Annotated in this window: 11 protein-coding genes; 5 read left to right on the top strand and 6 right to left on the bottom strand. The window is 59.9% G+C overall.

What is annotated here, in order from left to right:
- Nucleotides 1–74: 74 nt before the first annotated feature.
- From EPN93_00915 to EPN93_00895, 5 genes are all read right to left on the bottom strand, one after another.
- Nucleotides 75–1,499, bottom strand: coding sequence for a hypothetical protein (locus tag EPN93_00915; protein ID TAL39664.1), 1,425 nt, complete (start codon nt 1,497–1,499; stop codon nt 75–77).
- A gap of 11 nt (nt 1,500–1,510) precedes the next feature.
- A complete protein-coding gene (locus EPN93_00910) occupies nt 1,511–2,689 on the bottom strand; it encodes a hypothetical protein (protein ID TAL39663.1) in 1,179 nt (392 codons plus the stop codon).
- Nucleotides 2,682–3,899: a thiolase family protein gene (locus EPN93_00905; protein ID TAL39662.1), complete on the bottom strand. Its 1,218-nt coding sequence runs from the start codon at nt 3,897–3,899 to the stop codon at nt 2,682–2,684. Before EPN93_00905 ends, EPN93_00910 begins: the two co-directional genes overlap by 8 nt.
- Nucleotides 3,900–3,911: 12 nt before the next feature.
- Complete coding sequence (locus tag EPN93_00900) at nt 3,912–5,057, bottom strand: thiolase family protein (GenBank protein TAL39661.1); 1,146 nt, start codon at nt 5,055–5,057, stop codon at nt 3,912–3,914.
- A gap of 124 nt (nt 5,058–5,181) precedes the next feature.
- A complete protein-coding gene (locus EPN93_00895) occupies nt 5,182–5,739 on the bottom strand; it encodes a hypothetical protein (GenBank protein TAL39660.1) in 558 nt (185 codons plus the stop codon).
- A 426-nt stretch (nt 5,740–6,165) separates the two neighbouring features.
- Between EPN93_00895 and EPN93_00890 the strand changes: the two genes are divergently transcribed.
- The 5 genes from EPN93_00890 to EPN93_00870 all read left to right on the top strand — a co-directional run bounded on the left by EPN93_00890 (nt 6,166) and on the right by EPN93_00870 (nt 11,571).
- Entirely contained in the window at nt 6,166–7,110 is a 945-nt protein-coding gene (locus EPN93_00890; GenBank protein TAL39659.1) for a DUF362 domain-containing protein, read from the top strand.
- Nucleotides 7,107–8,672 carry a 4Fe-4S dicluster domain-containing protein gene (locus tag EPN93_00885; protein ID TAL39658.1) on the top strand — a complete coding sequence of 522 codons (1,566 nt, stop codon included), beginning with the start codon at nt 7,107–7,109 and terminating at the stop codon, nt 8,670–8,672. Before EPN93_00890 ends, EPN93_00885 begins: the two co-directional genes overlap by 4 nt.
- A 99-nt stretch (nt 8,673–8,771) precedes the next feature.
- Nucleotides 8,772–10,115 (top strand): cytochrome ubiquinol oxidase subunit I, encoded by a 1,344-nt coding sequence (locus tag EPN93_00880; protein ID TAL39657.1) that lies wholly within the window; start codon nt 8,772–8,774, stop codon nt 10,113–10,115.
- 12 nt (nt 10,116–10,127) lie between these two features.
- On the top strand, nt 10,128–11,156 hold the full coding sequence (gene cydB / locus EPN93_00875; protein TAL39656.1) for a cytochrome d ubiquinol oxidase subunit II: 1,029 nt from the start codon (nt 10,128–10,130) through the stop codon (nt 11,154–11,156).
- A gap of 13 nt (nt 11,157–11,169) precedes the next feature.
- Entirely contained in the window at nt 11,170–11,571 is a 402-nt protein-coding gene (locus EPN93_00870; protein TAL39655.1) for an Rrf2 family transcriptional regulator, read from the top strand.
- 75 nt (nt 11,572–11,646) lie between these two features.
- Here EPN93_00870 and EPN93_00865 read toward each other — a convergent pair.
- On the bottom strand, nt 11,647–12,272 hold a 626-nt coding region (locus tag EPN93_00865), incomplete at its 5' end, for a hypothetical protein (GenBank protein TAL39654.1).

The following is a 12,272-nucleotide window of genomic DNA, read 5'->3' as shown; positions in this document are numbered from 1 at the left end:
ACGCATGCGAGCCCGGCGGTCCGAAGGCGCGAATATATATTCGCGCCTTCGGACCGCCTTCGGGCGTATAAATTTTACCTTTTCCGGAGACCCATGATCGCGCGCGCCTCGTCGGGCGTCGCGACCTCGCGGCCGGCGATCTGGGCGATCTTCACTGCCCACTCGACCTGCTCATAGCTTCCCTTTGCGAGCTCGCCGGTGGGTATGCGGATGTTGTCCTCCAGACCCACGCGCATGTGTCCGCCCGCAAGCGACGACATTGTGATGGCCGGAAACTGGTCCGTGCCGACGCCGCACGTGGTGAAGTTCGCGCCTTCAGGCAGCGCGTGCTTCATGGTCATGAACGCATCCGGCCGGAACGCCTGACCGCCCGCGACCCCCCACACGAAGTTGAAATTGAAGGGCCTGGTGAAGAAACCCTGCTTCGCGATGAGGGCCCAGTTGTCCAGCCCGCCCATGTCGTACAGCTCCATCTCCGGTTTCACGCCGGCCTCTTCCATGGCCTTCCCGAAATCCTGCAGCATGGTGAAGGTGTTCTCAAATACGAAATCGATGAAGACCTTGCCCGACTTGCGGTCGACGAGCGAAAAGTTCATCGTGTTGGTATTGAGCGACGCCATCTCCGGTTTCACGTGGATGATCTGGCTGATACGCTGCTCCGCGGTCTTGCCCATGCCCACGGCGGAGCTCATGTTCACGATGAGGTCCGGGCATTTTTCCCTGATGGCGTCGTGCGTATCCTTGATGCGGCCGTGGTCGTGCGTCGCCATGCCCGAGTCCTCGCGCGCGTGGACGTGGACCATCGCCGCGCCTGCCTTCCAGCATTTGTACGCGTCATCCGCGAACTCCTGGGGTGAATACGGGACGGCCGGGTTCTGATTCTTCATGGTTGCGGCACCCGCAAGGGCCGCGGTGATAATGATTTTTTTCGACATTGCTTTCCTCCTCTCGTCCTGATCAAGCTCTTCTTTTGATTTTGGTACGGCCGCGTGTTCCTGCGCGCGCGGTGCCGGTTCGGAAACCTGAACCTTCGATACCCTGGCGGGCTCAAAATGGTCGATATCGAGTATCGTGCTCGTAGTCGCCTTCGCGAATACGGCCTCGACCCGCATTCCCAGGGTAACCTCCTCCGGCACGATCCCTTCGAGGATATGCGCGAAGGGGCTGTCCGCGCCGTCAAGCTTGACGAGCGCGAGAATGAACGGCGCCTTCCTGGGCAGGTGCTTGTCGTCGTAGCGGATCACGGTGAAATTCGTGACCTCGCCCGTGTTCCTGAGCTCCACCCAGTTTTCGCGTATATCCGTCATGTCGATCTCGCACGTCTGCCGCGGCGGCACGTACACCTTGTTGCAGACCGGGCACTTGACTCCCATGATCTTCTTCTCGTCCCGCAGCGTGGTGATGAACTTGCTCCCCATCCTGCCGGCAAAGTAGGTGTAGGGGAGTGCGAGTTTCCCATCAACGACGAAGCAATCCTTACGATCGAAATCCAGACTCATTGCTCCCCTCCTCACTCGTCTATTTCGAAATACTTGATGTCGTGAATGCTACCCGTGCGCGTCTCGTTCCAGACGGGGCGCACGCGGGTACCCGAAACCTCGTTATTGCCGCCCTTGATCCGGTCGATCTGGTCGCGCCGTATCAGGTGCGCGAAGGTGTCGTTGCCGATACAGCCGTCCAGCAGTATGTTGCCCATGCCGTACGGCGTGTCGCGGGTCTCGCCCGTGAGCGGGTCCGGGGAGGCGTAGTACACGTATTCCATGAACCGAACCTGCCCCTTGGGTCCCACGGTGACCCATTCCGTCGCGGGGACGCGGCATTCCGCGCACACCTCGCGCGCGGGCAGATGCACCCTTCCGCACCGGGGACACTTGTTCGTGAAAATTTTCTTTTCCTTGAGCGCGTTGAGAAACTTGCCCATGACGGGACCCGTCGAAAACTTCTGGTTCACCGATATGGTCCTCTTGAGCATGATGAGCTCCTGCTCCGGCGCCGCCCACGTGGGCGTGTACTTCGCGAAGATCTGGCCCAGCCTGAGCGCCAGGCTCGTGTCCCCCACGATCGCCGCCTTGCCCTCCGCGAGGAGACTCATGGCGTCGATCTTGCCCATCATCACGCGCACCCAGTCGGACGCCGCGACTTCGAGCCGTACGGTGGGTTTGCCCTCGATGGTGTTCTTAAGCGCGCACTTCCCGTCCTTGATGACCGCGGTCCACTGGCCCCCCGCATCGCCTTTTAGATCGTACGCGATCGCCGCTTCCAAGCCCTCGCAGTTCTGGGGCTGAAAACGCGATACGATCGTCCCGAACATGTCCAGGATGTAATCCTTATCCATATACTCCTTCCTGGGCGGCGAAAACTTGCGGAACATCTTCGCCGTTTTCCCGAAGTCGGAAAGGCTCCCTTCGACTTTCACCTTGCCGGAGGTGAAGGCGCCCGCGCCGTCGACCTTCCCGGTATTGACGCCCACGAATGTCTCGCCGTCCGCGAGCATGATCGCCGCACACCCCGCGAGGTCATCGGTCTTATCGATGTCCATCGCGTTGTTCTTGACCGTCAGCCGCCACCTGCCCTCGCCCTTGATGTCATAGCCGAACGAGGCATTGACGTCCCTGGCGCCCTCGGGCCGGAAGCGTTCCTTCATGGTGTTGAATATATCTTCAACCTTCATACCCCAATATTCAGCCATTGTGCGCCTCCTGCCAGTTAAGCTCCTTTTCAAGCATCATGAGCACCGTCCACATCGTCCCGCCAAACCCGGACGCCAGCGCGTGATTCACGGGCGTGGGAATCTGGTGCGCGCCCGCGTCGCCGCGGACCTGCAGCGCGGCTTCCGCCACGCGCACGAGCGCCGTGGCGCCAATCGGGTTGGAGCCGATCACGCCGCCGGAGGGATTGACCGGGATCTTCCCGCCAATCATAATTTCCTTGTTTTCAACGAGCTTCAGGTGCTCATCGCCCTTCAACATGAAGAAGTCGCGCAGCCAGTCGACCGCCCACCAGGACGCCGGGTCGTACATCTCGAATACGTCGAAATAATCGACCGGGCTCGTGACGCCATTGCGCGTGTAGAGCTGCTCGGCCGCGAACCGGTGCGTCGCCGGGAAGGGGTTCCTGTCGTCGTAGCCGAACATGACGAACACCTCCTCGCGGTGAACGGTGATATGGTCGCGCACCCAGACGGGCTTCTTAGAGAGCTCCTTCGCCTTCTTTTCACAGGCAAAGATCACGCAGCATGCACCGTCCGACTGGGAGCACATCTCAATGAGCTTGAGATCACCCACGAGCCTGGGCGAGGTCTTGATGAGGTCGTCGATCTGCTCGAACTCGAGTCCAAACGCGCGGTGGGCGTTCGGGTTGAGTCCCGCGTGCTTGTCCATGATGATGCGGTACATGAGCGAGGCGCGCTTGGCGCGTTCCTCGCCGAATTCCTTTATGACGTCGTACGCCTTGGTGCCCGTGAGGGCGCCCGTCTGCAGATGGCGGAACCAGAGCGGGTCGGCCATGTTGGTGATGCCGCCCGTCGTGTGACCCTCCTGGAGCTTCTCGAAGCCGATCGCCATGACGATGTCGTACATCCCCGAGGCCACGAGGTTGTCCGCAGCGCAGGCGACCGTCGCGCCCACGGTGCCTCCCGTGGTAATGCGTATGCAGTCCTTCCCGTACGCGCCGGTTCCCAGCGTATGCCAGAGGTCAGGCTGGTGGACCATTTCAAAGAGCTCCATGTTTCCGTGAACTATGCAGTCCACGTCCTTCATCGTGAGGCCCGCATCCTTGAGCGCAGCGATCACCGCCTCGTGGATCATTTCGGGCTGGTTGACGTCCTCGCGATGACTGGAATACTTGGTCTGGCCTATCCCGATAATGCCTACATTCCTGTTCTTCTTCCTGTGTGCCATTGCCATGCCTCCTCACGCTTCCAGTATGACGACGGCTTGGTGCTGACCGGCCCCGCCGTATGCGGCCTGCGCAAGGGCCTTTTTCGCCCCCTTCACCTGCCGGTCACCGGCCTCGCCGCGCAGTTGCAGCACGCATTCGATCGCCCGCGCGGCGCCGCCCAGGAGGAGGGGATTTCCGTTCAACTGGCCGCCCGAAAGGTTCACGTTATACTTTTCCATTCCGCCCTCGTCGATCCAGGCGCCGCCCTTGCCCTCATCGGCGATCCCCACACCCTCGGCCCACATGGGAAGCTGGTACGCGGCGTGATCCGAAAGTTCGAAAATATCGATCTCCCTGCGCGGGTCTTTCACCCCCGCCTTCTCGTACGCGCGCTTCGCGGCGTTCTTGAGCGAGAAATTCGAGGTGAGGTCGCGGTCGCCCAGGAAATAGCTGTCCATGCAGCTCCCGTACCCGCTTACCCACACGGGCTTCTTCGTGAACTCCTTCACGCGCTCCTCGCAGCAGAGCAGCATCCCGAAGGCCCAGTCGGTATCGGGATAGTAGTGCATCTCGCGCATCGGATCCGCGAGCATGGGCGAATTCATTACTTCGTTTTCGTCCACGAGTGCGCATTCGCGCGCATAGGGGTTCCTTCGGGCGTTCTTTCGCGAGCGCACCACGACCTTTGCAAGATGCGCATCGGTCACGCCCGACTTTTGCATGTAGGCGCGCGCCTGCAGCGCGTCCGCGTTCACGAAATCCATCCCCAGCGGCCTGCAGAAAAACGGGTCGTACGCGAGGTTCATGACCATTTTCTTGCTCTCGCCCTGGGATTCCTTGCAGTGCCCCATGAACAGCACCACGTCGTCGTGCCCGGCAAGAATGCTCGCCATCGCGTACCCGAGGCCGTTGATGCTTTCCTGGGCCATCTTCTCCTCGCCGCGGAACTGGGCGCCCACCACGTCGGTGACGCCGTTGTTGGAAATCGTCCGCGCGTCGAACACGTCGTCAGAACAGGTGATGACGGTCCTGATCCCCTTCTCCATGTCGAAGTTGACCTTGGTCTGCCCCATGATGGACTCGAAACACTCATGCAGCATGTTTTGAAACCGCAGATGCCAGTAATTCGGGTCGTTTTTAATCTGCGCCACGGCGCAGACCGCCACTCTTTTGCCCATTATCATCCTCCTGGAATGTGATCAGCCGATAAAAGATCACCTCACATCCTCCTTGAAAAAGTTTATCGGTACACGGGGTACCGGCTTTCTCTCCCGAACCGCCGGCCCGGCGCGCCGGATCGCGTCATATGTAGCAATTCCAGAATTCGCCGCGCTTGACCGCGCGGATTATCGAATCCTTGTCCCTCGCCGTATCGAGCTCTATCCATCCCCTGCCTATTCCCACGCTGCCGTGCGCATCGTCGGAGGCGATCTTAGGATAGCGGATGGGCAGATTCTCGAAGGTCTCGTCGCGGAAACCCTTCGAGGTGATCTCCACCGCGTCGATCGGGAACATGCGCTCCAGCTCCGCGAGACGCTCCAGTACCTGCGCGGGCGAAAGGTCGTATTCCCCGATATGGTTGAAGATGTGCAGCAACTCGCTCGTCCCCTCGATCCTGTTAACGTGGATGTAGCCCTTCACGAACACCGTGAGCTCGACCCCGGTGAAGATGATCATGTCCGTCTCGACCTCGTCGTACATGTCCCGGTAGAAGGGCTTCAACAGGTAGTCGTGATCGGTGAAGGCGATGAAATCGTACCCCAGGTACTCGTACGCCCTGGCGACCTCCCGCGGGCTCATTTTTCCGTCGGAGCAGGTCGTGTGCGTGTGGAGACAGCCCTTCATCAGCATGCCGTCCACCGATCCCTGCGCGTTTTTAGGGATCCCGTGCGGGGAGCGCTCGCCGGCGTCCCCGGATCAGCCGACAAGATTGGACAACCGACCAAAACGTGTTCAAAAAAAATATTTAGCCGCTTTTCGTTATTATGTAGCACGCTGCCTGATATCACCCCGGTCATCCCTGTTCACTTTTCCTCAGGCACAGTGCCGCCGGACAGCGATTCTGCGCGCCGCCAATTCCGTCCCGGTGCTTAGTCGCTTGTCCAGTTAATTGATTATTTGACCAATCAATCGAATCCATTTCACCTCAACAAATTGGCGCGTCAACCAAAATAATTAGCGTCGATAAAAAAGATGAACGGACGGTCAATTTATAAATTCTTTACACCCGGCCGTATACGTGATATGCTCCGTATACAACTATGAAATGATTTCGGGAGCGGGCAAATGAAACAGGGAATGGGCGGTCACAGCAGGAGGGGATTTCTCGTCAGGGCGTGCGCCGTCGTCGCGGGCATGCTGCTCGGCGGGTATGTACGTCCGCCGGCGCGCGCGGTGTGGGCGGCACGGGAGAACGGTTCCACCATAGCGGTAATTAAGGGCAACGATCTATCGGCCGCCGTGATCAACCGCATGGTCGATGAAGGCTTCGAGGCCCTGGGCGGCGTGGGGCGCTTCATCAAGCCCGACATGAACGTCGTGATCAAGCCCAATATCGGGTGGAACTCGCCGCCCGAGAGGGCGCACAACACCAACCCCGACCTCGTCGAAGCGGTCGCCCGCCTTTGCATCGCGCAGGGAGCCCGCGTGAAGATATTCGACAGGAGCGTCAACACGCCGCAACTGTGTTATCGGCGCAGCGGTATCGCCCAGGCCGCGAAGAACGCGGGCGCGGATATTTCGTACATGGACGACAACAAGTACTTCAAGCTCGCCGTGCCGTCGGGCCTGGTCTACAAATCGCTTCCCGTATACGGCGACATCATGGACGCCGATTTCCTCATCAACATGCCCATCGCCAAGCACCACGGCTCCTCGACGCTCACCCTGTCGATGAAAAACCTGATGGGGGTCCTGGGCGGGGAACGCGGCCTCTACCACTGGGACCTTCATCCCGCGATCGTCGATTTCAACAAGGCGGTGAAGAGCGACCTCGTCATACTCGACGCGACCCGCATTCTCACCGCGCACGGCCCCAACGGCGGGGAGGCCGCCGACATCCGCGAGACGAAGACCATCGTCATGGGCACCAACCCCGTGACCGTCGACGCCTGGGCGGTTACGCTGTTCGGCATGCAGCCGGGCGCGATTGGCTACCTCGCCCTCGCGGGACGCGAGGGAATGGGCGAGATCAACCCGGCCGCCATGAACGTGATCAGCAGATCGGTATGACACGGCCCTTCTGGTCGACCCTTCGCGCGGCTGCGCAGCTTTCCGTGTGGCTCGCGTTCATCGCGCTCATCGTCGCGACGCGCGATCCCGTCGAGTCAGGCGGGTGGTACACCGTCTTTCCGCGCCTCTCCGCGCACCTGGGAATCGCGACCTCGCTCGCCGCGGGCAGGCTCGTCGACGCGTTCCTGCCCGCCCTCGCCGTGCTCGTCCCGACACTCGCGCTGGGAAGGTTTTTCTGCGGGTGGCTTTGTCCGTTAGGCGCAAGCATAGACGCGACGGGCGGCATTTTCAACCGCGCACGGAGGAATACCGCGGCCCGCGCGGGCTCCCCGCGCGCGATCAAGCCGTGGAAATACGGGGTCCTCGCCGTGTCGCTCCTTCTCGCCCTGGGCGGGATACAGCTCGCGGGCGTGATCGATCCCCTGTCGCTCGCGGTGCGAACCTACGCGACGGCGCTCTACCCCTATTTCGATCATCTCGCAAAGGCTGTTTTGGGCGGGGCCGCCGATACGCCCCTGCTGAAACACGCGGCCGCTCCCGCGTACGGTGCACTCAGGGGCACCCTGCTCGACCACAACCCGCTCATGTTCCTGAACCACGCGTGGATCCTCGCGCTCTTCGCCGCCGTGCTCGCCTCCTCCGTCTTCGCGCGCCGGTTCTGGTGCCAGGCTATCTGCCCCCTGGGCGCCCTTCTCGCGCTTGCCGGGCGGTTCGGAATTCTCCGGAGGACCGTCGACGCGGCCGCGTGCACACGCTGCCGTGCATGCGAGCGTTCCTGCCGCATGAACGCGATCACCGACTCGGGACTCGGCACCGACCGCGCCGAGTGCGTCCAGTGCTTCGAATGCCTGAAGGCCTGCCCGCAGGGCGCCATTGCGTTCAAGGCGTCGCTGCGCGCGGGAACCGAAACGAGTCCGCAGGCCCCTTCGTCGCGGCTTACGCGGAGACAGGCGATCACCATCGTGGGCGTATCGGCGATCATGGTCCCCGCCGTCCGCCTTAACCCGGCCCTCAGGGAGGAACATTCCGCGCTCATCCGGCCTCCCGGCGCGCACGGCGAAGAGCGCTTCATGGAGCTCTGTATTCGCTGCGGGGAATGCATGAAGGCGTGTCCCACCAACGCCCTGCATCCTGTGCTTTTCGAATCGGGCGCCCGGGGCATCTTCACCCCGCGGCTCGTTCCAAGGATCGGATGGTGCGAAAAAGACTGTGTGCTGTGCGGAGAGGTATGCCCCACGGGCGCGATCCGGAAACTCACCCGCGCCGGGAAGGAAAGGTCCGTTATCGGAACCGCGGTGATCCGGCGCGACCTGTGCATTCCCTGGGCCGAGGGCCGTAACTGCCTCGTGTGCGAGGAGGTATGCCCCACCTCCACAAAATCGATTCGATTTAAGGAAGAAACAGCGCAATCCAGGACCGGGGAGCGCGTCACGGTGAAATTCCCCTACGTGCGCGAAGACCTTTGCACCGGGTGCGGAATCTGTGAAAACAAGTGCCCGGTCGCGGGAAGCGCCGCGATCCGTGTGAGGGTGCCTAAGGCGCCTGAAGGCGCGGTTATATAACCGCGCCTTCATATACCGCAAAAAATACTTGACGTCACGGCAAACAGGACTATTATAGTCCTGTTTTTATGGAGTAATCACTTCCCGGGAGGTCAACCAATGGATGTATTGTCACTCAGTCGATTGCAGTTCGCAGTCACCGCGATGTTCCATTTCATTTTCGTCCCGCTCACCCTGGGCCTTTCCTGGCTGGTCGCGTACATGGAATGGCGCTATGTTAAAACCGGAGATGTACAATATCTGCGCATGACGAAATTCTGGGGCAAGCTTTTCCTTATAAATTTCGCCCTTGGTGTCGTTACCGGCATCTCCATGGAATTCCAGTTTGGAATGAACTGGGCGGAATACTCGAAATACGTAGGGGATATATTCGGCGCCCCGCTGGCCATCGAGGCGACACTCGCGTTCTTCCTGGAATCCACCTTCATAGGCGTGTGGATTTTCGGGTGGAACCGGATTTCCAAAAAGCTGCACGCGGTATCGATTACCATCGTCGCATTCGCGACCAACCTCTCCGCACTGTGGATCCTGTTCGCAAACGGCTGGCAGCAGCACCCCGTGGGCTACGTTCTAAATAATGGGCGTGCGGAGATGGTGGACTTCATGGCATTGCTCACCAACGCGAACGGCGTCAGCAAATTTTTTCACACGACCATATCGGGCTACGTGATCGCCGCCTTCTTCGTCATGGGAATATCCGCGTATCATCTGCGCAAAAAGCAAGAGACCTTCATTTTTAAAAAATCATTTCATTACGCCGCCGTGTTCGGGCTCGTCGCGAGCCTGTTGATCGGGTTCACCGGCGACCATGAAGGGGTGATCGTCGCGCGCACCCAGCCTTCGAAGTTCGCCGCCATGGAATTGCAATGGGAGACCGTCAAGGCCGCCCCCATGACGCTCGTCGCCTTCCCCGACTCCGAAAACGAGCGGAATGTGGTCGAGGGGCTCAAGATACCCAACATGCTCAGCCTCATGGCCTACCACGATCCCAATGCCGAGGTGAAAGGCCTCAAGGAATTCTCAAGGGAAGACAGGCCGCCCGTGCTCCCGGTGTTCCTGAGTTTCAGGACGATGGTATTTTTGGGAATGCTTTTCATCCTGGTATCGGCGACAGCCGTATTCCTATCCAGGAAGGAAACGCTCGAATCCTCCCCACGGTTCCTTGGGATCATGATGCTCATGATACCCCTGCCCTATATCGCGGCGCAGCTCGGATGGATAGTCGCCGAGATGGGGCGCCAGCCGTGGATCGTCTACGGGCTGCTTCGCACGTCCCAGGGCGTATCGACGGGCATCGATGTGGCGCAGGTGGTGGGGTCGCTCGCGGGCTTCACGCTCCTGTACGGGGGACTCGCGGCTGTCGACGCGTATCTCCTTTTCAAGTTCGCGAGGAAGGGACCCGACAAGGGCGTCGATGAAATCGTAAATATGAAAAGGGCATAGGGGAGGCATACGATGATCTTTCAAATAACATGGTTCATTCTCTGGGGAGTGCTGTGGGCCGTTTATTTCATGCTCGACGGGTTCGACTTCGGGGTCTCGATCCTCCAGCCCTTTATCGCTAAAAACGACGCCGAGCGCAGGCTGGTCCTCAATTCGATAGGCCCCGTCTGGGATGGCAACGAGGTCTGGCTCATCACCGCCGGGGGCGCGACCTTCGCCGCGTTTCCCACTACGTACGCCGTCATGTTCAGCGCGCTCTATACGCCGCTGTTCATCATTCTGTGCGCGATCATCGTCCGGGGCGTTTCCATAGAGTTCCGCGGCAAGAGCGAAAACCCGCTGTACCGGCGCGCATGGGATTGGGCCTTCGTGGTGGGCAGCTTCGTTCCCGCGCTCCTTTTCGGGGTCGCGTTCGGGAATATCTTCCAGGGCCTCCCCATGGACGCCTCCGGCTACCACGGCACGCTTTTCACGCTCCTGAATCCCTACGGGATTCTCACGGGCGCTCTTTTCGTGCTCCTCTTCGCGGTGCACGGGGCGCTATGGCTCTCGGTACGAACGGAGGGCGAGATACTGGAACGCGCGCGGGGCATGGCAAAAACACTATGGCCGGTGCTGACGGTCGTCGCGGTCGCTTTCCTTGTCGCAACCGCCTTCGCCACCAGGCTTTATGACAACTACCTGTCCATGCCGTTCCTCGCGCCCCTTCCCGTTCTCGCGGTGCTCGCCCTGCTGGCCGCCGGGTATTTCATATTCAAAGGGAAGTCGGCGCATGCGTTCGTGAGTTCGTGCGTTACCATCCTCATGGTTACCTTTACGGGGGTGGCGGGGCTTTACCCGAATTTAATTCCATCGAGCATCGATACGAAATACAGCCTGACCATCTTCAACTCGTCGTCCAGCCAGTACACGCTCACGATCATGACGGTAGTCGCCTTGCTCTTCGTACCCATCGTGATCCTGTACCAGGCGTGGACATACAAGGTGTTCAGCGACAGGATTTCGGTCGAGGGAATCGCACGAGACGAGGACGCGTACTAGGCGGAAGGGCGTCATGCAGATCAGGAGGGAGACGGATTACGCGATCAGGTGCGTGTGCTATCTCTGCGGCAAGAAGGACGGCACCGTGGCTATGGTCGACGAGATTTCCGGTGCGATGAACATACCCAGGAGCTTCGCGGCGAAAATTCTTCAGAAGCTCGTGCGCGCCGGGATTGTCGCCTCCCACCAGGGGGCAAAGGGGGGCTTCCGGATCGTCCGGGAGCCTGCCTCCATCACCCTGTTCGATGTCGTGACCGTCATAGAGGGACCCTTCGCGCTCAACACCTGCATGGAATCGAGCGAAGCCTGCGGCATGAGCGCGCAGTGCATGGTACACCCATTCTGGTTCAAAATACGGGCCGGTGTCGAGAAGCTGTTTAAGGAGCTCACCTTCGACCAGTTTATCGGAGAATGAAGTACGAGAAAAAGTGGCGCGGTCGTTCGACCGCGCCTCCTTTTATTATGAACATCTGAATTCCCTGAAAATTCGCTAGGCGGGTTTTGGCGCCGCCGCCGTCTTTTTCTTGTAAATCCCGAACGCGACGAACCCGAGAACCACCAGCAAAATGAGCCACCAGAGCTTCACCACCCACCAGAATATCGCCGAGAGTACGAAAGCCACGATTGCCAATACCACCTTGATGAGACCGGAACCCAGTCCGCCGATAAAGGGGATGAACTCGAGCAGCGTGGTGATGGGGCCCACCAGCATCATGAGGCCCGCGGCCATGAGTATGAAACCGGCCCCAAACCAGATATAGCCCATCATCTGGTCTTCGCCCTTGATCTGGGCAAGGAGCTGTTTGAATTCACCGGGATTCGCGACCATTTTCGATTCGGTGTCCTTGACATAGGGGACTATCTTTTTCCCGCTCAGCGCCCCGGCGAAGGTATAGCTGATATCCGAAGGCTGAACGCTGTAGCTTACACGCTTGTCACCGAGCTTATTGGTGCCTTCCTTGCCCACGAGATACACCTTGGGAAGCTGCTTGCTTCCACTGTAAAACTGCGTGCTCTTCACGTCGATATCATAGTCGTTCACTTTGCAGCCGGGCGCATAGATTGAAGTCGATTTCTCCGAATCCGCAATTTTGGGATTCTGTACGTCCGCGGGGA

The organism is Spirochaetota bacterium, assembly GCA_004297825.1.
Taxonomy (GTDB): domain Bacteria; phylum Spirochaetota; class UBA4802; order UBA4802; family UBA5368; genus FW300-bin19.
The sequence above is the reverse complement of the archived record's forward strand: the minus strand, read 5'-3'. Positions and strand labels throughout refer to the sequence as shown.